Below are 24554 nucleotides of genomic sequence, written 5' to 3'. Positions count from 1 at the left end.
GGCACCTGAGGGTGTCCGGCCCTTTGCGCTGCCTCGCCGGCCTTTGCGCTGCCTCTGTGTGCTGTCCGGACCTATGTGTTGTCCAGACCTATGTGTTGTCCGCCCGTGCGCTGTCCGCGGGCGGTGAGCCGGCGATCGCGGATGCCCGGCGGGACTCAGTCGTCGTCCGTCTGCGGCATGCGGGGGCCGCCCAGTTCCACGGCCGTGCAGCGCCAGCGCAGGTCGGGGCCCTGTTCCAGACGGAAGGCCATCGCCCGGAGCTGTTCGCCGGCGCCGATGCGGGCGAAGGCCTCGATGGCGCCCGGACGCGGGACGTAGTACCCGATGTCGCGGACGACCGGCCGGGTCCCGCGGGTGCGCAGCGGCCCGCGCTCGGCGAGCCAGGCGAGTTCGTCGTAGGCGCGGCCGGCGGTGTGGCGCAGCATGCAGTGGACGGGCCGCCGGCCGCTGAGCACCGCGAGCAGCCGGTCGGCGAAGAGGTCGGTGGGCCGGGGCTGGGCGACAGGGCTGAGTGGGCCTGGGGTGGCTGCGGTGCGGGACGCGTCGCCGACCGGTGCCGTACCCGGTGTGCTCGTCGCGGTACGGGAGTGGCCCGGGGAGGAGTGCGCGGAGGCTCCGGCTGCCGTCCTGGGCGGGACGGAAGCCGTCGGAGCGGGCGGAGTGGTGGCCGGGGCCGTGGGCGCCGACAGGAGTCCGGCGCGGGGCGTGGTGCGCGGGGTGCCGCCGCCCGGGGTGCGGGGCGGGGCGCTGCCGGGGCGGCGGGTGTCCTGGCGGCCCGGCGGACGGCCGCCCGAGCGCTTGGTCCTGGTCATCACCTTGTTCATACGGCGTCCCCGTTCCGTGGGCCCGGGCTGAATACCGGGCGGTAACTTCTTGTTGGTGATCTTGTACGGGGCGGGAGGAGGTGGCGGCAAGGACCGAGGAGCCGCGTCGGAGGCGGCCGGGGCGTTCACCTATCAGGGTGGCCGGCGACGTACGAAGGCAGGCCGGAGCGGGGGTGCACGGGGTGAAGTGCGGGAGCGGGGTGGACGGCGCCGGGCGCACGACCCGGGCCTCGAAAGGGGACGCCCGCACGTATCCTGAAGGCCCTCCCGGAGATGCGTGAACGCCTTTCCGGGGACAGGGGAGTGCCCTCCCGGAGGCGCGGGAATGCCCTTCCGGGACTCGGGAATGTCCTCCCGGAGGCGCGGGAATGCCCCTCCCGAGGCAAGGAAATATCCTCCAAGAGGAGAGCGGTAACGCACTCCTCCGAGCCCTCCGACCAACGAAAGCGGCCACCATGCGCGTCTACGTCCCCCTGACCCTCTCCGGGCTCGCCGAGGCGTACAAGACGGGGGAGTTGGGGGCGGGGCGGTTCGTCGCGTACGCCGTCACTCCCGCGCTGCGCGAGTGGTATCTCTCCGACGACATCGAGGAGCTCGAGTACGCGGCGCTGAACCGCGCGGCGCTGGCCTCGTTGCGGCTGGTCGCGGTCGATCCCGGGGCCGCCCGGCGGCGGGTCGTGGTCGCGGTCGACGTGGCCGACGGAGCGGCGTCGGCCGACCCCGATCGGGGACTGGACCCGGGGGCGCTCGGCGAGGTGCGGGTCACCGGGCCCGTACCGCTGGCCAAGGCGGCCGCCGTGCACGCGGACGCGGACGACGCCGAGGCGGACGTCACCGCGGCTGCCGAGGCGCTGGGCGGGGCGGATCTCGGGGACGACGACGCCCAGTTCGTCGTCGACGGCGCCGAGGACCACGAGCTGCTCTGGTTCGCGACGCAGGAGATCCCCGGCCTGGTCGGGCTCGGCGACTGACTTCTCCGGAGACCGGACCATCCCGCGGGTCCGTTGTCGGTGGGGCCGGGTACGTTTTGGATATGGGGAAGCACAAAGCAGCGCACATTGTGTGGGACTGGAACGGGACGCTGTTCCACGACAACGCCGCCATCATCGGGGCGACGAACGCGGCGTTCGTCGAGCTCGGCATCGAGCCGATCACGCTGGAGCAGTACCGGGCGTTGTACTGCGTCCCGGTGCCGAAGTTCTACGAGCGGCTGATCGGGCGGTTGCCGACCGACGCCGAGTGGCAGGTCATGGACGAGACCTTCCACCGGTACTACGCGGAGCACCGGGCGGCCTGCGGCCTCACCGAAGGGGTGCCGGCGCTGCTCGCCGGCTGGCGGTCCGCGGGGCGCAGCCAGTCCCTCCTGAGCATGTACGGGCATGAGGAGCTGGTTCCCCTGGTGCGCGGGTTCGGGATCGACTCGCACTTCATACGGGTCGACGGGCGGACCGGGCCCTCGGGCGGCAGCAAGGCCGAGCACATGGTGCGGCACATCGGCGCGCTCGCCCAGGTGGATCCGGCGCGCACCGTCGTCATCGGGGACGCCGCCGACGACGCGGTCGCCGCGCTGCACGTGGGCGCACAGGCGGTCCTGTACACCGGGGGTTCCCACAGCAGGGCCAGCCTGGAGCAGGTGGGCGTGCCCGTGGTGGACACCCTGGCGGAGGCAGTGGAGGAGGCCGAGCGGCTGGCGGCCTGACGCGGACGCCCTCGTCCCTCGCTGTCACCCCCTCGCTCTCGCCCCCTCCGCGGGCCGTGCGGTCAGTTCACCGGCGCCTTCGCCCGCAGGACCGTGAGGAACTCCCGCATCCAGGCGGAGTGGTCCGGCCAGGCGCGGGAGGAGACGAGCGTGCCGTCGACCACCGCCTCCGCGTCCTGGAAGGTGGCGCCGGCGGCCTGCATGTCCAGCTCCAGCGCCGGGTACGCCGTGACGCGCCGGCCTCGCAGGCCGTCCACCGCGGCCGTCAGCAGCGGACCGTGGCAGATCTGGGCGACGGGCTTGTCCGCGTCGAAGAAGGACTTGAGGATCTTGCGGAGTTCGGGGTCGTTGCGGAGGTACTCCGGAGCGCGGCCGCCCGGGATGACGAGGGCGGCGTACTGGCCGGGGTCGACATCGGCGAACGCGAGGTCCGCGGGCCAGGTGTAGCCGGGCTTCTCCGTGTAGGTGTCGAAGCCGGGCACGAAGTCGTGGACCACGAACTGCAGCTGCTTGCGGGTGGGAGCCGCGATGTGCACGTCGTAGCCCTCCTCGCGCAGGCGCTGGTACGGGTAGAGGACTTCCAGCGACTCCGCTGCGTCGCCGGTGACGATGAGGATCTTCGTTGCCATGTCGCTGCCGCTCCTGTCAGCCGTGCCTGTGCCGCCGTGGGCCGTCCTGGGCCAACGTGCCTCCGTCGGGAGGTCTTGCCAAGGGGGCCCGCTCGGCGCGAACACCCGCATGCGTGCCGGCGCCGGGGCGAGGCGTGCATCCGACGCCGTACGGGTGCGTCATTGCGACCCGCGCTGCCCTCTGGCGCCCGCCGCCACCGGCGGCACCGGTGAGCGCCTGCGCCGCCGCCCGCGGCACCGGTGAGCCCCTGCGCCGCCGCCCGCGGCACCGGTAACGCCTGCGCCGCCAAGGCCACCCGCGCCACCCGTGACGCCTCCGGCACCCGTAACGCCTGCGCACCGCTGCTGCCACCTGCGGCACCCGTAACGCCCGCGGCACCCGCGGCACCCGTGACGCCTGCGCCGCCAAGGCCACCCGTGCCACCCGTGACGCCTCCGGCACCCGTGACGCCTGCGCCGCCAAGGCCACCCGCGGTACCCGTGCGGCCCCAGCGGCACGCGTACCCGTGGCCCACTGCCAAGACTGCTACGACAGTGGCGGTACTGCATGTCCTCGCCCGTTTCGTCCCTGTGCATACTGTCAAAGTTCGACCCCCGGTTTTGTACACATACGGCTCATGACGGGTCCCGGGTAGGGGGCGATAGCCTGGTGGCGTGATCAGCGCGATATCTCGCGGGGGCATCGTCGCCCCTGCCCCGCGCCCGGAGAGCACGGACGACATCCGTGACCGGGCGGCAATCGCTGATCTTCGCGGGCGGGCCGGGGTGGCGGCGAGCGCACTCCGTAGGCCGGGAGCACCCCTGGAGCGGACGGTGCCGAGAGCAGCGTCACACTCCCCGCGGGTGCCGAAAATGGCTGATAACCCCCCGCTCATCTCTCCACGCGGCATAGCGTCGAACCAGACCGGACACCCCGCGTCTCGGCGTTTCGTCGGAGAAGAGACCGTACTTCTTTCTACGTCACGCAATGGCGCGCGACAGGAGCCAGAGGACAATGCAGACCAAGCTGGACGAAGCCAAGGCCGAGCTGCTCGAACGGGCCGCCCGGGTAGCTGAGAACAGCCCGGTCGGGGGGCACCTACCGACTGGGACGACGGGCGAGGGCACCCCTGACCGGGACACCGTGCTCACGTTCCTCCAGCGCTACTACCTGCACACCGCCCCGGAGGACCTCGCCGACCGCGACCCGGTCGACATCTTCGGAGCCGCTTTCTCCCACTACCGGCTGGCCGAGAACCGTCCTCAGGGCACGGCCAACGTGCGGGTCCACACCCCGACCGTCGAGGAGAACGGCTGGACCTGCAGCCACTCCGTCGTCGAGGTCGTCACCGATGACATGCCCTTTCTCGTCGACTCGGTCACCAATGAGCTCTCGCGGCAGGGACGCGGCATCCATGTCGTCATCCACCCGCAGTTCGTCGTACGGCGTGATCTGACCGGCAGGCTGAGCGAGGTGCTGCCGGGGCGGCCGACCGGCGAGCTCCCGCACGACGCCTCCGTCGAGTCCTGGATCCACGTCGAGATCGACCGCGAGACCGACCGCGCGGACCTGAAGCAGATCACCGCCGACCTGCTGCGCGTGCTGTCCGACGTCCGTGAGTCCGTCGAGGACTGGGAGAAGATGCGCGACTCCGCGCTGCGGATCGCGGAGGAGCTGCCCAAGGAGCCGACCGCGGACGACCTGCGCGACCAGGAGGTCGAGGAGGCCCGTGAGCTGCTGCGCTGGCTCGCGGACGACCACTTCACCTTCCTCGGCTACCGCGAGTACGAGCTGCGGGACGACGACTCGCTGGCCGCGGTGCCCGGCACCGGCCTCGGCATTCTGCGCTCCGACCCGCAGCACGGCGGCGACGACAGCCACCCGGTCAGCCCGTCCTTCGAGCGGCTCCCTGCCGACGCCCGCGCCAAGGCCCGCGAGCACAAGCTGCTGGTGCTGACCAAGGCCAACAGCCGCGCCACCGTCCACCGGCCCTCGTACCTCGACTACGTGGGCGTGAAGAAGTTCGACGCGCACGGGAACGTCGTCGGCGAGCGGCGCTTCCTCGGACTCTTCTCCTCGGCCGCGTACACCGAGTCCGTGCGCCGCGTGCCGGTCATCCGCCGCAAGGTCCAGGAAGTCCTGCGCGGCGCCGGCTTCTCGCCCAACAGCCACGACGGGCGCGACCTGCTCCAGATCCTGGAGACGTACCCGCGCGACGAGCTCTTCCAGACCCCGGTCGACGAGCTGCGGACCATCGTCACCAGCGTCCTGTACCTCCAGGAGCGGCGGCGGCTGCGGCTGTACCTGCGCCAGGACGAGTACGGGCGCTACTACTCCGCGCTGGTCTACCTCCCGCGCGACCGCTACACCACCGGCGTGCGCCTGCGGATCATCGACATCCTCAAGGAGGAACTCGGCGGCAACAGCGTCGACTTCACGGCCTGGAACACCGAGTCGATCCTCTCCCGGCTGCACTTCGTGGTGCGGGTCCCGCAGGGCACCGAGCTGCCGCAGCTGTCCGACGCCGACAAGGAGCGCATCGAGGCGCGCCTGGTCGAGGCCGCCCGGTCCTGGGCCGACGGCTTCGGGGAGGCGCTGACCGCCGAGTTCGGTGAGGAGCGCGCCGCCGAGCTGCTGCGCCGGTACAACAACGCCTTCCCCGAGGGCTACAAGGCCGACCACTCCCCGCGTGCGGCCGTCGCCGACCTGGTCCACCTGGAGCACCTCAGCCACGCCCAGCGCGAGGGCATCAAGGACTTCGCGCTCAGCCTGTACGAGCCGGTGGGAGCCGCGCCCGGTGAGCGCCGCTTCAAGATCTACCGCACCGGCGCGCAGGTCTCGCTCTCCGCGGTCCTGCCGGCCCTCAACCGCATGGGCGTCGAGGTCACCGACGAGCGTCCCTACGAGCTGCGCTGCTCGGACCGTACGACGGCCTGGATCTACGACTTCGGGCTGCGCCTGCCCAAGACGCAGAACGGCAACGGGGACTACCTCGGCGACGACGGCCGCCAGCGCTTCCAGGAGGCCTTCGCCGCCACCTGGACCGGCCAGGCCGAGAACGACGGCTTCAACGCCCTCGTCCTGAGCGCCGGGCTGAACTGGCGCCAGGCCATGGTGCTGCGCGCGTACGCCAAGTACCTGCGCCAGGCCGGCTCGACCTTCAGCCAGGACTACATGGAGGACACCCTCCGCAACAACGTCCACACCACCCGGCTGCTGGTCTCGCTCTTCGAGGCGCGGATGTCGCCGGACCGGCAGCGGGCCGGTGTCGAGCTGACGGACGCCCTGCTGGAGGAGCTGGACGCGGCGCTCGACCAGGTCGCGTCGCTCGACGAGGACCGGATCCTGCGGTCCTTCCTGCACCTCATCAAGGCCACGCTGCGGACGAACTTCTTCCAGGAGGCGGCCGGCGGCAAGCCGCACGACTACGTCTCCATGAAGTTCGACCCGCAGGCCATCCCGGATCTTCCGGCGCCGCGTCCGGCGTACGAGATCTGGGTGTACTCACCGCGCGTCGAGGGCGTCCACCTGCGGTTCGGCAAGGTCGCGCGCGGCGGTCTGCGCTGGTCCGACCGGCGTGAGGACTTCCGTACCGAGATCCTCGGCCTGGTCAAGGCGCAGATGGTGAAGAACACCGTCATCGTGCCTGTGGGCGCCAAGGGCGGCTTCGTCGCCAAGCAGCTGCCGGACCCGGCCGCGGACCGTGACGCCTGGCTGGCCGAGGGCATCCGGAGCTACAAGACCTTCATCTCGGCGCTGCTCGACATCACCGACAACATGGTGGCCGGCGAGGTCGTGCCGCCCGCCGACGTCGTCCGGCACGACGGGGACGACACCTACCTCGTGGTCGCCGCCGACAAGGGCACGGCGACGTTCTCGGACATCGCCAACGAGGTCGCGCAGTCGTACAACTTCTGGCTCGGCGACGCGTTCGCCTCCGGCGGTTCCGCCGGCTACGACCACAAGGGCATGGGCATCACCGCCCGCGGTGCCTGGGAGTCCGTCAAGCGCCACTTCCGGGAGCTGGGTGTGAACACCCAGACCGAGGACTTCACCGTGGTCGGCGTCGGCGACATGTCCGGCGACGTGTTCGGCAACGGCATGCTGCTGTCCGAGCACATCCGCCTGGTCGCCGCCTTCGACCACCGGCACATCTTCATCGACCCGAACCCGGACGCGGCGACCTCGTACGCGGAGCGCCGGCGCCTCTTCGACCTGCCGCGCTCGTCGTGGGCCGACTACGACACCGGGCTGATCTCGGCCGGTGGCGGCGTCTTCCCGCGTACGGCCAAGGCGATCCAGGTCAACGCGCACATCCGTGAGGCCCTCGGCATCGAGGCGGGCGTCGGCAAGATGACCCCGGCCGACCTGATGAAGGCGATCCTCAAGGCGCCGGTCGACCTGCTGTGGAACGGCGGCATCGGCACGTACGTGAAGTCGTCCGCCGAGTCGCACGCCGAGGTCGGCGACAAGGCCAACGACGCGATCCGGGTGGACGGCGCCGACCTGCGGGTCAAGGTCGTCGGCGAGGGCGGCAACCTGGGTCTGACCCAGCTCGGCCGGATCGAGTTCGCCCAGCAGGGCGGCAGGATCAACACCGACGCCATCGACAACAGCGCGGGTGTGGACACCTCCGACCACGAGGTGAACATCAAGATCCTGCTCAACTCGGTGGTGACGAACGGCGATCTGACTGTCAAGCAGCGCAACAAGCTGCTCGCCGCGATGACCGACGAGGTCGGCCACCTGGTCCTGCGCAACAACTACGCGCAGAACGTGGCGATCGCCAACGCGCTCGCCCAGTCCCCGAGCATGCTCCACGCCCAGCAGCGGTTCATCCGCCATCTGGTGCGCGAGGGCCACCTCGACCGGGCGCTGGAGTTCCTGCCCACCGAGCGGCAGATCCGTGAGCGGCTGAACGGCGGCCAGGGGCTCACCGGCCCGGAGACGGCCGTCCTCCTCGCGTACACGAAGATCACGGTGTCCGACGAGCTGCTCGCCACCTCGCTGCCCGACGACCCGTATCTGCAGAGCCTGGCGCACGCGTACTTCCCGACGGCGCTGCGCGACAAGTTCCGCGAGCAGATCGACGCGCACGCGCTGCGCCGCGAGATCGTCACGACGGTGCTGGTCAACGACACCGTCAACACGGGTGGTACGAGCTTCCTGCACCGGCTGCGCGAGGAGACCGGTGCCTCGCTGGAGGAGATCGTCCGGGCGCAGACCGCGGCCCGCGCGATCTTCGACTCCAGCGCGGTGTGGGACGCCGTCGAGTCGCTCGACAATGTCGTCGACGCGGGCGTGCAGACCCGGATCCGGCTGCACTCGCGCCGTCTCGTCGAGCGCGGTACGCGCTGGCTGCTCAACAACCGGCCGCAGCCGCTGCAGCTCGCCGAGACGATCTCGTTCTTCCGCGAGGGCGTCAAGCAGGTCTGGGACGAGCTGCCCAAGCTGCTGCGTGGCCCGGATCTCGAGTGGTACCAGCAGATCTGCGACGAGCTGACGGCGGCCGGGGTCCCGGACGAGCTCGCCAGCCGGGTGGCCGGCTTCTCGTCCGCCTTCCCGACGCTGGACATCGTCGCGGTGGCCGACCGCATGGGCAAGGACCCGATGGACGTCGCCGAGGTCTACTACGACCTCGCCGACCGGCTGTCGATCACCCAGCTCATGGACCGGATCATCGAGCTCCCGCGTGCCGACCGCTGGCAGTCCATGGCCCGCGCCTCGATCCGCGAGGACCTGTACGCGGCCCACGCGGCGCTCACGGCGGACGTTCTCGCCGTCGGCAACGGCACCTCCACCCCGGAGCAGCGCTTCAAGGCGTGGGAGGAGAAGAACGCCGCGATCCTCGGCCGGGCCCGCACGACCCTGGAGGAGATCCGGAGCTCGGACTCCTTCGACCTGGCGAACCTGTCGGTGGCGATGCGGACCATGCGCACGCTGCTGCGGACGCATTCGTAGTCCGTACGTCGATGGGGGCGCCCCGGGCCGATTCGGCTCGGGGCGCCCCCGTTTTCGTCTGCTGTCGTGAGCCGCGTCCGCGCCGCCAGGACCGGCGCGCTCTCTTGCCCGGCTCTTGCCGCGCCCTTGACATGCTCTCGGAGAATCCAGACCTCGAACTTACCTTTTACTGCTAAAAGGTACATTCGACTGACGTTGGCCTGATGGTCGGGCGGCAACCCCCGCGCCCCGATCGCCGTCTACCTGGTCGGTACACAAGTGGACCAGCCCACCTAGGTCGGCCCATCGGGAATGTCTAGGATAAATAGGATGAATGTGGATCAGCGCCGCCCGCCCGCCGTCTCCGTGGTCGTGATCGTCTACAACGACGCGGAGAGGCTGCCCACGGCGGTGCGCTCCGTCCTGGACCAGACGCTGCACGACGTCGAGGTCGTCGTCGTGGACGACCGGAGCACGGACGGTTCGCACGAGGTGGCCCGGCTGCTGGCGGCCGAGTACCCCGACCGGGTCCGCGCCTTCCGGCTCCCCGAGAACAGCGGCGGCTGCGGCGCCCCCCGCAACCACGGCATCGAGCAGGCCCGCGGCGACTACGTCCTCTTCCTCGACAGCGACGACGTCCTGGAGCGCAACGCCTGCCGGAACATGCTGGAGGCCGCCGAGGCCACCGGCGCCGACCTTGTCTCGGGCCTGTGCGTCCGCGTCCACGTCGACTCGCGCACTGGCAAGGAGGTCAAGTGGTACCCCTGGCTCTATGAGCGCACCCGCACCCTGGAGTCGGTCTCCGAGCTGCCCGACCTGCTGGTCTTCGACACCCTGTCGACCAACAAGTGCTACCGCCGGCAGTTCCTGCTCGACCAGGGACTGCGCTTCCCGGTCGGCATCCACTACGAGGACCTGCTCTTCTCCGCCCAGGCGTATGTGGCCGCCCGCCGCATCACGCTCATCCCCAACCGGGTCTACGACTGGCGGGTCGTGGAGAAACCGGCGGCGACGAAGTCGATCAGCAACCGGCGTGACGAGATCGCCAACTTCACGCACCGCATGGAGATCCACCGACGGGTCGACCAACTCCTCGCGGACAACGGCCTGCTGGAGCTGAAGTTCGCCAAGGACGTCAAGTGGCTCAAGCACGATCTGGTGCTGCATCTGCGGGAACTGCCCTTCCGGGACGCGGCCTACCGCGAGGCGTTCGCCGGAATCGCCCGGCAGTACCTGGAGTCGATCGACCGCGCCGCCTTCGACGAGACCGAGCCCATCCACGCCATCTGCGCCTACCTCCTGCAGAAGAGCGACTGGGCCAACCTGCTGCCCGCCGTGGACACCCTGTCCAACCGCGACAAGATCTCCTCCCCGCTCGTCGAACGCGACGGACGCGTCTACTGGTGTGCCGAGCACCTCGACGACGACTTCGGCCGGCACGTCCTGGACGTCACCGAGCTCGGCTACCACACCAAGCCCGTCGAGCGGATGTTCCTGCGCAACGCCCTGACCTCGTACACGAAGGCGGGTGGCAGCGCCCTGCTGGCCGGGCGGATCACCAACCCCCTCGGTGTCATCCCGCCGGGTGCCCGTCTCGCCGGGGAGCTGGAGTTCTACGCCCGCCGCCCGGGGGTGCGCTTCCAGACCTTCCGCTTCCCCGTGACGACCGTGCGGCACGAGGGCGAGACCATCGCCTGGGAGGCCTCGGCCGACCTCGCCACCGTCCGGCCACTGGGCATCGTGGACGCCGTGTGGGACGTACGGCTCCATCTGGACGTCGACGGCGTCCGCACCTCGACCCGGCTGACGGCCGCCGAACCCGGCCTGGCCGCCGGCTCCCTGCCCGTGCGGCCCCGGCTCACCCGGCTGGTCGCCGACCGCATCGAACCGGTGGTCTCCTCGCGCGGCCACCTCTCCTTCCGGCTCGTCCCGGACAAGAAGGCGAACGAACTCGTCCAGCGGGGCGTGCACGGCCCGACCGGACGGCTCGCCAAGTCCGGCTACCGCAAGGCCAAGGCCCTGCGCAAGAAGCTGACCTCCGGGGACACCAGACTCCGCCTGTACCACGAGGTGTTCACCCGCCTCCCGGTCAAGAAGGGCCTCGTCGTCTTCGAGAGCCACCTGGGCCGGCAGTACAGCGACAGCCCCCGGGCCATCTACGAGGAGATGCGCCGCCAGGGTCTCGACTTCGAGGCGGTGTGGTCGTACGCGGGCAGTCCTGACGGCTTTCCGGCCGATGCCACCCTGGTGCGCCGCTGGTCGCTGCCGTACCTCAAGGCGCTCGCCCGGGCCGAGTTCTGGGTCGACAACCAGAGCTACCCGCTGAAGCTCACCAAGCGGCCGGAGACGACGTACCTGCAGACCTGGCACGGTTCGGCGCTGAAGCGGATGGGGTTCGACGAGCCCGAGTGGAAGCTCAGAACCCGGACCGAGCAGGACGAGCAGCAGCGCACCCTGGACCGCTTCGACCGTTTCCTGATCCGCTCCGAGCACGATGTGCGCACCCTGGCACGGGCGTTCCGGCTCCAGGAGAAGACGCTGCTGCGGGTGGGGTATCCGCGCAACGACGCCCTCGTACAGGCCAAGGAGCGCGAGGAGAGGTCCGGGCGCCGTGAACGCGGGCCGCTCGCCGCCGAGTTGGGCATCCCGGAGGACAGGACGGTGCTGCTCTACGCGCCGACCTTCCGGCAACGCGGGGGCAGGCAGCGGCGGTTCGAGCTGCCCTTCGACGTGCAGCGGTTCGCCGACACATACGGCGACCGGTACGTCCTTCTCGTGCGCTCGCACTACCTCAACCACGTCGTGCTGCCACCGTCCGTGCGGGGCCGCGTCATCGACGTCACCGCGCACCACGACATGACACCGCTGCTCGCGCTCGCCGACGGGCTGATCACCGACTACTCCTCGGTGATGTTCGACTACGCCCTCCTCGACCGGCCGATGTTCTTCTTCGTGTACGACTACGAGGAGTACGTGCACGAGGGCCGCGGAACGTACTTCGACCTGCTGGAGCGGGCGCCCGGACCCGTCGTGCGCACCGAGGACGAGCTGCACGCCGCCCTCGGCTCCCTCGACGAACAGATCGTGAAGTACGCGGCGGCGCGGGAGCGGTTCGTCGCCGACTTCGGCGAGTACGACAAGGGCACCGCCGCCCGGGGCATCGTCGACCAGTTCTTTTCCCAGGGGAGGCGCGCGTGAGCGGGTACAGCGAGCGGGACGAGCGGAAACGCGACATCTTCTTCGTCTCCAACAGCGTCGACGAGCTGGGCGGAGTGACCAGTTGGTCGCACCAGATGGCCCGCCTCTTCACCGAGCGCGGCCACCGCGTCCAGGTCATCGGCATCACCGAGCCCGCCGTCGTCCAGGAACTGGGCGATCTCCCTTACCCCACCACGACGTTGTACGACGTCCACCCGCCGCGGGTCGCGGCGCCGAGCGGGCTAAGGGGGCGGCTCAGTGTGGCCGAGCGGCGGCTGCGTGCCGCCCGCGCGGCGGGCATGCGCGAGCAGGCCGCCAAGCTGACCGCGCTGTTCCGGGCCGCCCGGACGGGCGCCGTCGTGATCGTCACGCAGGTGTGGGCGATGGAGTGGGTGGAGCTCGCCGACACCACGGGACTGACCGTCATCGGCATGAGCCACGAGTCGTTCCTCTTCTCGAAGTCGACCTCGCGCTTCCCGCGGGTGCTGCTGCACTACCGGGACGTCGACCGCATGCTGGCGCTCACCCGTGAGGACGCCGACCTGTGGATCGGACAGGGCATGAACAACGCCTCGTTCATGCCGAACCCGCTCCCGTTCATGCCCGAGGTGCCGTCCCCGCGCACCGAGAAGGCCGTGGTCAGCGTGGGCAGGCTGACCGACCAGAAGGGCATCGACATGCTCCTCGACACCTGGGCCGAGGTCGCGCCGCGCCATCCCGGCTGGACGCTGCGGATCTACGGCTCCGGCGAGGACGAGGAGATCCTGAGGAAGCAGTGCACGTCCCTCGGCCTCGACGACTCCGTGGAGTGGAAGGGCCGTACCGGCGACGTCCCGGCGGCCCTGCGCAGCGGGTCCGTGTTCGTGCTGTCCTCACGTGGCGAGGGCTTCCCGCTCGCCCTCATGGAGGCGATGGCGTCTGGCCTGGCGTGCGCCGCCTTCGACTGTGCGCCGGGCGTCCGCGAGATCGTCCACGACGGCGAGGACGGGCTGCTGGCCGGCCTCGGCAACACCGGTGAACTCGCCCGGCGACTCGACACGTTGATGTCCGACAAGGAACTGCGGGACGCGATGGGCGAGGCGGCCCGGGTGAACATCCAGCGCTACACGACGGAGGAGGTCGTACGGCGCTGGGAGGAGCTGTTCCTCTTCCTGGAGAGGTGAGCGCGCGCCCAGTGAGCGGGCGCCCACTGAGCGCGCGCCCACTGAGCGTGCGCCCAGTGAGCGTGCGCCCGGCGAGCGCGCGCCCAGTGCGGGCGCGCGCCGTGCGGGGCGCGCCCCGCTACTTCCCCGTGAACTTCTCGTACTCCTTGATGACCTCGTCCGTGGGCCCGTCCAGGCGCAGTTCGCCGCGCTCCAGCCACAGCACCCGGTCGCAGGTGTCCCGGATCGACTTGTTGTTGTGGCTGACAAGGAACACCGTGCCGGCGGTCTTGCGCAGCTCGCGGATGCGCGCCTCGGAGCGCTTCTGGAAGGAGCGGTCCCCGGTGGCCAGGGCCTCATCGATCATCAGGACGTCGTGGTCCTTGGCCGCGGCGATGGAGAAGCGGAGCCGGGCCGCCATGCCGGAGGAGTACGTGCGCATGGGCAGCGTGATGAAGTCGCCCTTCTCGTTGATGCCGGAGAAGTCGACGATCTCCTGGTAGCGCTCCTTGACCTGCTCGCGGGACATGCCCATCGCCAGGCCGCCGAGAAGGACGTTGCGCTCACCCGTGAGGTCGTTCATCAGGGCGGCGTTGACGCCGAGGAGCGAGGGCTGGCCGTCCGTGTAGATCCTGCCGTTCTCCACGGGGAGGAGGCCGGCGACCGCCTTGAGCAGGGTGGACTTGCCCGAGCCGTTGGTGCCGATCAGGCCGATCGCCTCGCCGCGGTACGCCGTGAAGGACACGTTCTTCACCGCGTGCACCTTGCGGACGCCGGCCGCCTGTTCGGTCTGCCGGCGGCGCAGCATGCGGTTGAGGGCGGCGGTGGCGGTGCCCCGGCCGGCACCGGTGCCGTTGACGCGGTAGACGATGTCGACGCCGGTGGCGATCACGGTGGGGACGGGCGCGGAGCCGCTGTCGGCACCGGTCCGGCTCCGGGGTCCGGCGTCCTTCGTCAAGATGTCAGCCACGGCCGTAGGTCTCCTCAGCCTTCCAGAAGTAGATGAAGCCGCCGACGCCGGCGACCAGCGCCCAGCCCACGGCCAGCGCCCACACGTGGGGCGGCAGTTGATCGTGGTGGAAGCTGTCGATCAGCGAGAACCGCATGAGGTCGATGTACACGGCGGCCGGGTTGCACTGCAGGGCCACCAGTACGGCGTGCGGCAGGTCCTGGTGGCTGAGCACCTTGTCGATGCTCCACATCACGCCGGAGACGTACATCCAGGTGCGCAGCAGGAACGGCATCAGCTGCGCGATGTCGGGCGTCTTGGCGCCCATCCGGGCCATGACCATCGCCACGCCCGCGTTGAAGACGAACTGGAGCGTGAGCGCGGGGAGGGCGAGCAGCCAGGACGCGCTCACCGGGACGCCGAAGCAGAGCAGGATGACGACCAGCGCGCCCATCGAGAACAGCAGCTGCTGAAGCTGCTGGAGGCAGTACGACACCGGCAGGGCGGCCCGCGGGAAGTGCAGGGCCCGTACGAGGCCGAGGCTGCCGGAGATCGCGCGGGTGCCCGCCATGATCGAGCTCTGCGTGAACGTCCACACGAAGACGCCGGTGACCAGGAACGGGATGTAGTCGGCCACGCCTCGGCTGGTGCCCATGAGGACGCCGAAGATGAAGTAGTAGACCGCCGCGTTCAGCAGCGGGGTCGCCACCTGCCAGACCTGGCCGAGCTTCGCCTGGCTGTACTGGGCGGTGAGCTTGGCGGTGGCGAAGGCGGTGATGAAGTGACGCCGCGCCCACAGCTCGCGGACGTACTGGGTCAGGGTCGGGCGGGCGCCGCTGACGGTGAGGCCGTAGCGGGCGGCGAGCTCCGCGGCATCGTCGGAAGGGGTGACCGACGTCGGGGGCGGTGTGTGGAGGACCTGGCTCACATCCGCTGCTTTCGCTCGGGGGGTGGGGTGCGGGTGCTGTCCTTGGACGTTTGCTTACGCCGTCTTTGCCGTTCGATTACGTCGGGACGGGACCGTATCGTCGCAACGTGAGCGTAGGCCGATCTGACGTCGGAACGCAACCGTATCGTCGTAACGGCCTATGCTGGACGGCATGACGAACGCCGACGCCCCCGGGACCCCTGCAGGCAAGGCCGCCGACGTCTCCGAGACGGACGCGGGCAAGGCTGCCGATGTGACGGAGGCCGGCGCGGGCAAGGGCGCCGTCGCGACGGAGGCCGGTGCGGGCAAGGGCGCCGATGGGACGGCGACGGACGCCGGCAAGGCGCCGCGGCGCCGGGCTCCTGCCGGGGCGGCCGTGCTCCGGGAGGACGTGACCGAGGCCATCCGTGCCGCCGTCTTCGGGGAACTCGCGGCCGTGGGCTACGCGCGGATGTCCATCGAGGGCATCGCCCGCCGGGCCGGCGTCGGCAAGACGGCCGTCTACCGCCGCTGGCGCTCGAAGCTGCACCTCGTCCTGGACCTGGTCTCGGCCGTCGCCGTCCAGGGTCTGCCCGCGCCCGACACGGGCTCCCTGGAGGGCGACCTGCGGCTCCTGTACGAGGTCACGTCGCGTGCCCTGCGCCACCCCGTCGCCGGCCAGATCATCCCCGACCTCCAGGCCGAGGCGGCCCGCAACCCGGACATCGCCGAGGCCATGCAGCAGGCGCTCCGCCAGGGTCAGCAGGGGGTCGCCGCCGGAATCGTGACGGCGGCCGCCGCCCGCGGCGAGATCCGCGAGGGTGTCAACGAGGACCTCGCCCTGGACCTGATGTCCGGCCCCCTGTACTGGCGCGCGGTGGTGGTCCGCGGCCCCAAGCTCCCCAAGGACTACCTCGCCAGCCTGGCCCGCGCGACGGCGGCGGCCCTCAAGGCGCTGTAACGACGCCCCGCTCCACCGGTCCCCGGCCGGGGTGGGCCCCCGTACGCTGCCCGGATGACTCCCGACCGCGATCTGCGCGCCCTCGGCGCCGCCCTCGGCGCCGTCCTCGGCTCCGCGGTCGGCGACGCCCTCGGCGCCCCTTTCGAGTTCGGCCCCGAAGGCGCCTTCTCGGCCCGCTTCCCCGTTCCGGGACAGGGCGGAGAAATGTGCGGCGGCGGTGGCTGGGATCCGGGCGAGGCCACCGACGACACGCAGATGGCCGTACTGGTCGGCGAGTCACTGCTGGAGCACGGCGGACTCGAACTCCCGGACGTCTTCCGCCGGTTCCAGCGGTGGGCGGCCGCCGAGCCCAAGGACATCGGCCTGCAGACCGAGGCCGTCCTCGGCAGCGGGGACTCCTGGGACCTCGCGGCCGCGCTGCACTTCCAGGTCAGCCAACGGGCCGCGGGCAACGGGGCGTTGATGCGCGCCGCCCCGTCCGCCGTGTACTTCGCGCGGTGCGGGCAGGAGGCGACCATGGCCGCCGCCCGCCGGATCGCCGCCCTCACCCACGGCGACCGGGCGGCCTGGGAGGGCACCGCCGTGTTCCACGCACTCGTCCGGGCCGCCCTCGACGGCCGGGACCCGCTCGCCGCCCTGCCGGAGATCCTGCGTGCCGTCCACCCGGACCACCGGGCGCGCTACGGCACGGTCCTCGACCCCGGCTGGCACCCCGACCTGGCCACCGAGTTCAACGGTGCGGTCTGGCCCTGTCTCGGTTCCGCGGTGTGGGCGCTGCGGACCACGGAGTCGTACGAGGGTGCCGTGCGTGCGGCGGTCGACCTCGGTGGCGACACCGACACGGTGGCGGCCGTGACGGGAGGCCTGGCGGGGGCGGTGTACGGGGCGGACGCCGTCCCGGAGCGGTGGACCCGGGCACTGCACGTGCCCCTGCCGGGGTTCGGCGGACGAGTGCTGCGGGCCGGGGAGCCGGCCGGTCTCGCCGAGGGGCTGGCGGCCGCGGGCGGATCAGGCGTGTGACCCAGGTCCGGCGCGAGCGGGGTCCGGTGCCTGACCCGGATCGGGTGCGTGACTGCGGTTCGGCGTGTGAGCGGGGTCCGGTGCCTGACGGGGGTCCGGTGCCTGGCCCGGATCGGGTGCGTGGCCGGGTCAGGTGCGGGCCGCTCCCGGGTGGTGGCGGATCCAGCCGTCCCAGGCGGACGTGATCATGTCCTGGACGTCGTACTTGGCCTTCCAGCCCAGTTCGACGGCGATCCGGTCGGCGGAGGCGACCACGCGGGCCGGGTCCCCGGGGCGGCGCGGAGTGACGGTCGGCGGGGAGTCGTAACCGGTGATCGCGTTGATGCGGTCGACCATCTCGCGGACCGAAACGCCCTCCCCGCGGCCGATGTTGAGGGTCAGGTCGCCGCCGGGCGACGCCTCCAGCGCGCGGGCCGCGGCGACATGGGCCTCCGCGAGGTCCACCACGTGGATGTAGTCGCGCACGCACGTGCCGTCGGGCGTCGGATAGTCGTCACCGAAGATCCGCGGCGGCGCACCGTCCGTCAGCCGCTCGAACACCATCGGGACGAGGTTGAAGACGCCGACGTCGGCCAGCTCGGGCGTGGCCGCCCCCGCCACGTTGAAGTAGCGCAGCGACGCCGTGGACAGCCCGGTGGCCCGGCCGGTCGCGCGGACCAGCCACTCACCCGCCAGTTTCGTCTCGCCGTACGGGCTCATCGGCACGCACGGGGTTTCCTCCGTCACCAGGTCCACGTCCGGCATGCCGTACACCGCGGCCGAGGAGGAGAAGACGAAGGACGCGACGGACGCGGCCGTGACCGCCTCCAGCAGCACGCGCAGACCCTCGACGTTCTCGCGGTAGTAGTGCAGCGGGAGGTCCACCGACTCGCCGACCTGCTTTTTCGCCGCGAGATGGACGACTCCGGTGACCCGGTGCTCCGTGATCGTCCCGGCCAGCAACTCGGCGTCCAGGGTGGAGCCGACGACCAGCGGGACGCTCGCGGGCACGCGCTCCGCGATGCCCGTGGACAGGTCGTCGTAGACCACGGCCTGTTCGCCCGCTTCGGTCATCGCGCGGACCACGTGCGCCCCGATGTAGCCGGCGCCGCCGGTGATCAGCCAGGTCATGGTCGGCCATCCCTCGTCAGTGAGCCCGTAGGCGGGAGTGAGTCAAAAAACAGTCGGTGCGGGTCGGTGGTCGGTCGCGTATCAGTGAAGCAGGCGGCCGAGCCTGCGGCGGACGACACCGGTCATTCCTCGCCATCCGGGCGCGATGCGCAGCGCCAGCGCCCCCGCGTGGGTGGCGTACGGCTGGACGAGCAGGATGCCGTGGCGCCGGCTCGGGACGACCGCGCGCCGCAGCAGACCGGGCCCCGTGACCGCGTGGGCCGTGGTGTCGCGGCTCGTGCCGTCGTGGAAGTGGAGACGAAGGCGCAGGTCCCAGGCGCCGGAGTCGAGCGCCGACAGTTCCACGGGCACCTCGGCGGACCAGGTGTCGTCGTCGGGGTCGGGCACGAGGCCGGCCGTACGGCGCAGGCCCGCCCGCCCGCTCTCCCGGTGCACGAACTCGACGTCCACCGACCGGGGCCCCGCGTCCGCCATCCGGCCGTACAGCTCGTGCAGGCGCAGCCGCAGTCGTGCGGCACGCGCGCGGGGACGCAGTTCCGCGTCGACGGCAGCCGGGAGCAGATGCATGGGACGTTCCAGGAGGTGGTCCAGCTCCACCTGGGGCAGGTCCGCCGACCAGACGGGCGTGCCGTCGGCGGCCCGGGGGTACGGCGGCCGCAGTCGTGCCGGGCGGGCCGCGATCTCCTTGAGGCGGGACAGATCACGGGGTTCGGCGGCGGCGAGGACGACGCGCGCGACGACCCGCCCGGGCGCGGGCGCCAGCGCGAAGTCGGCCGCGTCGAAGGACGCGAGGTACGCGCGCGTGAGGGTCCACCACTCGCGCCGGTACGCGGGCCCGCGCAGATCGAGCTCCCGCGTGTACATCCGCAGCTCGTGGTCGAGGAACTTGGCGCGCACCGCCCGCGCGAGCCGCTTCTCGCCCGCACCGAGGAGGATCTCGTAGGCGGCGCGGTTCGCTTCCGTCCGGGCCCGCCAGTTGTCGATGTCCGCGCGGTCGAGCGAGATCGACAGACGCTCGGCCGATCTGCGGACATGCCAGACGTACACCGTGTCGGGCACGAGCGCGATGCGCGGCCCCGCGGCCAGCACGCGCGCGCTGAACACGAAGTCCTCGTAGGTGTAGCGGCCCTCCGGGAAGCGGATGCCGTGCTCGCGCAGGAAGTCGGTGCGGTAGAGCTTGTTCACGCAGAGCGTGTCGTGGACCAGGCGGGCGCGCCGCGCGGGGCGGGGGACGACGGCCGCCTTCGCGTACAGCTCGGGCTGCCAGCGGACCTCGCGGCCCGAGGGCAGCTCGCGCCGCACGCACAGGCCCGCCGCGACCTGTGCGCCGCGTCCGAGGGCCGCCGCGAGCAGCGCGTCCACCGCGCCGGGCGGCAGCACGTCGTCGCTGTCGAGGAACATCACGTACGGGGCGGTCGCCGCGTCGATCCCGTTGTTGCGGGGGCTGCCGCAGCCGCCGCTGTTGACCGGGCGGCGCACCACCCGCACCCGCGGATCCGCGGCGGCCAGGGTGTCGAGGAGGTCGGCGCTGCCGTCCGTCGAGCAGTCGTCGACGGCGATCACCTCGCGGACGGCAGGGCCCTGCGCGAGTGCCGAGCGCACGGCGTCCGTCACGTGAGCGGCGTCGTTGTAGCCGATGACGACGACAGTGACCTGTGCGGGATGAGGATCCATGAATTCCACGAGCCGGAACGGTAGGAGTTGTGAGTAATTTTCCGTTAAGAGTTGCTTAGTGTCTTGTGCGGAAGACGGCAGGAATTGGGTGTGGGTTCCATGTACGCGTGCCGGATTCGGTCCGGTCCGGCAGGGAAAGTCCCGATCTCCACAGGCGGCGGAAGGACAGCGCGGCCGCCGCGGCCAGCAGTCCGTTGCGCACGAGCATCAGCAGACAGCCCGTCCAGGTGCCGGCGATGACCTCGCCGTACATGGCGGGGTACACCACGGAGCTCACGGCGCTCGCCGCCACGATCAGCGCGGCCACCGGGCGCTGGGTGGTGTGCCGCGCGGTCAGGCACACCGCGGACAGGCCCAGCAGCCACACCATGTACTGCGGACTGATCACCCGGCTCGTGACCGTGAACAGCAGGACGGCGCAGAGGGCCGCGTCGTACGGCGTCGCCGGCGTCCAGCGCCGGGCGCGCATCCGCCAGAGCAGCAGCAGGCCGAGCGCGGCGACGGTGAGTGCGAGCGAGGCGGCGGCGACGAGGGGGACGTGGGGGCCGACGAACTCCATCGCGCCGTACTGGTAGCGGGCCCGGCCCGGCCAGCCGGCGTGGCGCGCGACGCCGAGGACCGTGCCGCCGAGTGACTCGATCTGGACCCCCCGGCCACCCTGTTGGCGCAGGAAGTCGAACGGGTTGTCGAAGAGGACGACGAGTGCGGCCAGCAGGACGGTCGCCGTGATCACGGCCGCCGTCCAGGCCTCCCGGGTCGTCCGGCCCCGGGGGGTGCCGATGAGCGCCAGGGCGGGCCAGACCTTCACCAGTGCCCCCATGGCGGCGAACGCGCCGCACACGCGCGTGGAGCGCGACAACGTCAACAGGGAGATGACGGCGAAGGCGGTGACCTGCACGTCGTACCGGGCGAGCGGGATGTGCAGGAGCAGCGGAAGGGCCGCCGTCCACAGCCACGCGCCGCGCAGGCTGCGGCCCGGACGCGTGCCCGCGCGGGCGAGCGTCGCCGTGATCACGGCGTCCGTGACGAGCGTGAGGGTCACGAAGGCCTGGAAGTAGCTCAGCGTCGGCAGCAGGCCGGGGGACAGCAGGACCGGGCCCGCACCGGGCGGGTACTGCCACAGATGGTCGCCCGACGGATAGGAGCCGTGCGACAGGACGCCGTACCAGCGGAAGTACAGCCGCTCCACCTCGCGCGAGACCCCGCCCCTGCCGAGCAGGCGGAGGTCGTCGTGGGTGAGCAGCCACAGCATCAGACCGCGGGCGGCCAGCCAGGCGGCGGCGAGCGGGAGCAGGGGGCGGAGTTTCGTCAAGGCGCTCATCAAGGGTGGATCGTAAGCCGCACGGATGGGGAATAGCGGTCGATACACCGTCAATACGCAACAGAGGTTAGCTAATAGCACAAAATCGGCCCCATGCTGAGCAAGCGCGTGAGCCGGTGGCAGGTCAGGCGTACGGAGCCCACGGCCGCCCTCGGGACGGCGTCCACGCCCCTGCTCGTGCCGGTGCTGGTGCCCGCGCTCGCCATGCTCGCGATCGGGCTGTGGGGCCTCGACCGCGGTGGCATGTGGCGCGACGAGGCGGTCAGCTTCCAGGTCGCCCGGCGCTCGGTGCCGCAGATCTGGCAGCTGCTGCACAGCGTGGACGCGGTGCACGGCCTGTACTACCTGCTCATGCACCCGGTGCTCGCCGTGTACCCCGGCGAAGTGCCGCTGCGGCTGCCGTCGGTCTGCGCCGCCGTCGTGACGGCGGGCCTCGTCGGCGCCCTCGGCGCCCGCCTGTGCCGCCCGCGCGTGGGCCTCTGGGCGGGCCTGCTGTATGCCGTCAACCCCATGGTCGGCCACTACGCACAGGAGGGACGCTCGTACGCCATGGTCGCCGCGGGTGCGGCCCTGGCGACGCTGCTGCTGGTACGCGCGGTGACGGCACGCGCGCGGGGGGAGGGCGGAGTGAGGGCACGCGCGCGCGTGGGGGACTGGTTCGGGTACGGCGTGGTCGTCGCCGTGACCTGTCTGCTCCACGAGCTGGCGGTGCTGCTGCCACTGGCGCACGCGGTGACGCTGGCGCTCGCACGGATGCCCTGGCGGGTCTGGCGGGGGTGGCTGTGCGCCACGGGTGCGGCGCTGGTGGTGCTGCTGCCGCTGGTGCTGGTCTCCCACGGGCAGGCCGCGCAGGTCGCGTGGCTCGCACCGCCCAACGGCCACAGCGTGGAGCGGCTGGCCGGGGACTTCGCCGGCCCGGCCGACGGCGTTCTCGTCCCGTACCTGGTGCTCGTCGTCCTCGCCCTGCGCCCGCCGTCGGGCCGCCGCGGCGAACTGTCGCTCCCCGCGGTCGCCCTCCCGCTCATGCTGCTGCCGCCAACCCTCCTGATGACCGTCTCCCAGGCCATGCCGCTCTACGACGAGCGGTACGTGCTCTACGCCCTGGCCGGAGCACCACTGCTCGCCGCGGCGGGGGCGGAACGGCTGGTGGCAGCGGGTCGGTTCGTGGCGACGGGAGCCGGGTGGCTGACGCCGGACGTGCGCCGGTCGGGGGAGGAGCGGGCGCCGGCTGCCCAGCAGCCGGCGGCGGGGGCCGAGAACTTGGTGGGCGCAGGGGCGCTGACCGTGGCGACGGGAACGTCCCCCGGAGCTCGGGGGGAGCCTCACGTGATGGGGGGCACGTCGGCGTTGGTCCGGCCGGTTCGCGCCAAGACCCCGTTCGCCCGGCCGGTTCGCGCCAAGACCCCGTCCGCCCGTCGGCGAGCGGTCACCCGCACGGGCGGGCCGGCCCTCGCGCCCAGGCGAGCCGTCACCCTCGCCGGCGTACTGACCGTCGCCCTCGTCTTCGTCGGTCAGTTCCCCCTGCTTGAGCAGGACCGCCGCCCCGAGAACCGTCCCGACGACCTCGCCGCGATCGCCGACGTGGCCGCGCGGAAACTGCGGCCCGGGGACCCGGTGCTGTTCCTGCCGGGCCTCGGGCGACGGTCGGCGCTGGCCTATCCGCGGGGGTTCCGCGGCACACGGGACATCGCGCTCCGGGAGTCGGCGTCCGCATCCGGGACGCTGTACGGGCAGGAGACCGGCCCGGCGGAGCTGCGGCGACGGCTGCTCGGCCTCACTCACGTGTGGGTGGTCGCCGAGCCCTTCGCGCGGCAACCGTCCTGGTATCCGCAGGACCCGACCGAGCGGGTCAAACTGGCCGTCGTGGACGAGGAGTTCGTACCGCGCGAGCAGTACGTGCGCCGGGGCGCGACCCTGCGTTTGTACGTACGCCGCCCACCGGCCCAGCCCCTCGACCTGTCGATGACGTAGCCGGGCCCGCCCCCTCAGCCGACCCGGGGCATGCCTACTCGCAGCCCGGCGGCTCCTCCAGCGCCGCCGCGTCGAGCGCCGACGTGAGCCGGTCGAGCCGCGTCCGCAGCTCGCGGATCTCGTCGAGTTCGAAGCCCGTCGCGGCGGCGATCCGGCGCGGCACCAGCAGCGCGCGCTCCCGCAGGGCCGTGCCCTGGTCCGTGAGGTGGACCCGCACGGACCGCTCGTCGCGGGCGCTGCGCTCACGCCGTACGAGACCGGCCGTCTCCAGCCGCTTGAGCAGCGGGGACAGCGTCCCGGAGTCGAGGCGCAGATGCTCGCCGACCTTCTTGACGGGCAGCTCGCCGTGCTCCCACAGCACCAGCATCACCAGGTACTGGGGATAGGTGAGCCCGAGGTCCTTCAGCAGGACGCGGTAGACGCCGCCGAAGGCACGCGAGGCGGCGTTCAGGGAGAAGCAGATCTGCTGCTCCAGACGGAGGTAGTCCCCGTCGGGCGGTGCCTGGGGGCTCGGGGTCGGCGTGGCGGTCATGAATCCAGAGTAGCGCTTGTTCGCCATTAAGTTGTGCACAATTGAATTGCGTGCTCTACTGGAGAACGTGAGGCGGTCGGACCGGCCGCCCGGGCAAGACCTTGACCTGAGAGGGATGGTCCCCATGAACGCGCTCTACACCGCTGTCGCCACCGCCACCCACGGCCGCGAGGGCCGCGCCGTCAGCTCCGACGGCCGCCTGGACCTCCAGCTGGCCGTCCCGGTGCAGATGGGCGGCAACGGCGAGGGCACCAACCCGGAGCAGCTCTTCGCCGCCGGTTACGCGGCCTGCTTCGCCAGCGCGCTGGGCCTCGTCGGCCGGCAGGCGAAGGTCGACGTCACCGACGCCGCCGTGACCGGCGAGGTGGGCATCGGCAAGCAGGGCGAGGGCTTCGGCCTGGCCGTCACGCTGCGCGTGGAGCTGCCCGCGTCCGTCGACGCCGCGACGGGCCGCAAGCTCGTCGAGCAGGCCCACCAGGTCTGCCCCTACTCCAACGCGACCCGCGGCAACATTCCGGTCGAGATCGTCGTCGAGTAGGGCGAGCACCCCGAACCACCCGGGTGAGGCGTCTTCGGCCTTGTCCCGGAACAGCGGGGCCAACGAGCCACACACCCCGGGGGGGGGATCCGTTGGTTCCCCCGACACCCCTCCCCCCCTCTCCCCCTCCCCCCCCACCACCACCCCCCCCAGCACCCC

At 71.6% G+C, this 24554-nt stretch carries 17 protein-coding genes; 9 read left to right on the top strand and 8 right to left on the bottom strand.

Annotation, left to right across the window (positions count from 1 at the left end; all coding sequences use genetic code 11):
• Window positions 1-155: 155 nt before the first annotated feature.
• Window positions 156-824: an Rv3235 family protein gene (locus ACFWM2_RS27480; protein WP_383285295.1), complete on the bottom strand. Its 669-nt coding sequence runs from the start codon at window positions 822-824 to the stop codon at window positions 156-158.
• Between the two features lie 455 nt (window positions 825-1279).
• Between ACFWM2_RS27480 and ACFWM2_RS27475 the strand changes: the two genes are divergently transcribed.
• Both ACFWM2_RS27475 and ACFWM2_RS27470 read left to right on the top strand, forming a co-directional pair.
• Entirely contained in the window at window positions 1280-1795 is a 516-nt protein-coding gene (locus tag ACFWM2_RS27475; RefSeq protein WP_383285292.1) for a DUF6912 family protein, read from the top strand.
• Between the two features lie 62 nt (window positions 1796-1857).
• A complete protein-coding gene (locus ACFWM2_RS27470; protein ID WP_383285289.1) occupies window positions 1858-2523 on the top strand; it encodes an HAD family hydrolase in 666 nt (221 codons plus the stop codon).
• A gap of 62 nt (window positions 2524-2585) precedes the next feature.
• On the opposite strand, the gene ACFWM2_RS27465 is transcribed toward ACFWM2_RS27470, so the two are convergent.
• Window positions 2586-3152: a DJ-1/PfpI family protein gene (locus ACFWM2_RS27465; protein WP_383285286.1), complete on the bottom strand. Its 567-nt coding sequence runs from the start codon at window positions 3150-3152 to the stop codon at window positions 2586-2588.
• Window positions 3153-4146: 994 nt separating this feature from the next.
• Between ACFWM2_RS27465 and ACFWM2_RS27460 the strand changes: the two genes are divergently transcribed.
• The 3 genes from ACFWM2_RS27460 to ACFWM2_RS27450 all read left to right on the top strand — a co-directional run bounded on the left by ACFWM2_RS27460 (window position 4147) and on the right by ACFWM2_RS27450 (window position 13433).
• Window positions 4147-9093, top strand: coding sequence for an NAD-glutamate dehydrogenase (locus ACFWM2_RS27460; RefSeq protein ID WP_383285283.1), 4947 nt, complete (start codon window positions 4147-4149; stop codon window positions 9091-9093).
• A gap of 309 nt (window positions 9094-9402) precedes the next feature.
• Window positions 9403-12270, top strand: a complete 2868-nt coding sequence (locus ACFWM2_RS27455; protein WP_383285280.1) for a CDP-glycerol glycerophosphotransferase family protein — start codon at window positions 9403-9405, stop codon at window positions 12268-12270.
• Window positions 12267-13433 (top strand): glycosyltransferase, encoded by a 1167-nt coding sequence (locus ACFWM2_RS27450; protein WP_383285277.1) that lies wholly within the window; start codon window positions 12267-12269, stop codon window positions 13431-13433. The genes ACFWM2_RS27455 and ACFWM2_RS27450 overlap by 4 nt, the downstream gene beginning before the upstream one ends.
• A gap of 118 nt (window positions 13434-13551) precedes the next feature.
• Here ACFWM2_RS27450 and ACFWM2_RS27445 read toward each other — a convergent pair whose 3' ends face one another.
• Together ACFWM2_RS27445 and ACFWM2_RS27440 are read right to left on the bottom strand one after the other, a co-directional pair.
• Window positions 13552-14373 (bottom strand): ABC transporter ATP-binding protein, encoded by an 822-nt coding sequence (locus tag ACFWM2_RS27445; RefSeq protein ID WP_383285379.1) that lies wholly within the window; start codon window positions 14371-14373, stop codon window positions 13552-13554.
• A 1-nt stretch (window position 14374) separates the two neighbouring features.
• On the bottom strand, window positions 14375-15289 hold the full coding sequence (locus tag ACFWM2_RS27440) for an ABC transporter permease (RefSeq protein WP_383285275.1): 915 nt from the start codon (window positions 15287-15289) through the stop codon (window positions 14375-14377).
• A 172-nt stretch (window positions 15290-15461) separates the two neighbouring features.
• Between ACFWM2_RS27440 and ACFWM2_RS27435 the strand changes: the two genes are divergently transcribed.
• Both ACFWM2_RS27435 and ACFWM2_RS27430 read left to right on the top strand, forming a co-directional pair.
• Window positions 15462-16229 (top strand): TetR/AcrR family transcriptional regulator, encoded by a 768-nt coding sequence (locus tag ACFWM2_RS27435; protein WP_383285272.1) that lies wholly within the window; start codon window positions 15462-15464, stop codon window positions 16227-16229.
• 54 nt (window positions 16230-16283) lie between these two features.
• A complete protein-coding gene (locus ACFWM2_RS27430; RefSeq protein WP_383285269.1) occupies window positions 16284-17249 on the top strand; it encodes an ADP-ribosylglycohydrolase family protein in 966 nt (321 codons plus the stop codon).
• A 129-nt stretch (window positions 17250-17378) separates the two neighbouring features.
• Here ACFWM2_RS27430 and galE read toward each other — a convergent pair whose 3' ends face one another.
• From galE to ACFWM2_RS27415, 3 genes are all read right to left on the bottom strand, one after another.
• Entirely contained in the window at window positions 17379-18359 is a 981-nt protein-coding gene (galE, locus tag ACFWM2_RS27425; protein ID WP_383285266.1) for a UDP-glucose 4-epimerase GalE, read from the bottom strand.
• 81 nt (window positions 18360-18440) lie between these two features.
• Window positions 18441-20033, bottom strand: a complete 1593-nt coding sequence (locus tag ACFWM2_RS27420) for a glycosyltransferase family 2 protein (protein ID WP_383285376.1) — start codon at window positions 20031-20033, stop codon at window positions 18441-18443.
• A gap of 55 nt (window positions 20034-20088) precedes the next feature.
• The gene (locus ACFWM2_RS27415) at window positions 20089-21354 is read right to left on the bottom strand and encodes a glycosyltransferase 87 family protein (RefSeq protein WP_383285263.1); all 1266 of its coding nucleotides are present in this window, start codon (window positions 21352-21354) and stop codon (window positions 20089-20091) included.
• A 204-nt stretch (window positions 21355-21558) separates the two neighbouring features.
• On the opposite strand from ACFWM2_RS27415, the gene ACFWM2_RS27410 reads away from it, so the two are divergent.
• Complete coding sequence (locus tag ACFWM2_RS27410; protein WP_383285373.1) at window positions 21559-23325, top strand: glycosyltransferase family 39 protein; 1767 nt, start codon at window positions 21559-21561, stop codon at window positions 23323-23325.
• A 34-nt stretch (window positions 23326-23359) separates the two neighbouring features.
• On the opposite strand, the gene ACFWM2_RS27405 is transcribed toward ACFWM2_RS27410, so the two are convergent.
• Window positions 23360-23857 (bottom strand): MarR family winged helix-turn-helix transcriptional regulator, encoded by a 498-nt coding sequence (locus tag ACFWM2_RS27405; protein ID WP_383285260.1) that lies wholly within the window; start codon window positions 23855-23857, stop codon window positions 23360-23362.
• Between the two features lie 124 nt (window positions 23858-23981).
• On the opposite strand from ACFWM2_RS27405, the gene ACFWM2_RS27400 reads away from it, so the two are divergent.
• Window positions 23982-24395: an organic hydroperoxide resistance protein gene (locus ACFWM2_RS27400; RefSeq protein ID WP_383285257.1), complete on the top strand. Its 414-nt coding sequence runs from the start codon at window positions 23982-23984 to the stop codon at window positions 24393-24395.
• Window positions 24396-24554 lie beyond the last annotated feature (159 nt).

Origin of the sequence: Streptomyces sp. NPDC058371 (assembly GCF_042723265.1) — a bacterium.
Classification (GTDB): domain Bacteria; phylum Actinomycetota; class Actinomycetes; order Streptomycetales; family Streptomycetaceae; genus Streptomyces.
Note: the sequence above shows the minus strand (reverse complement) of the source record. Positions and strands in the feature narration are given on the sequence as shown.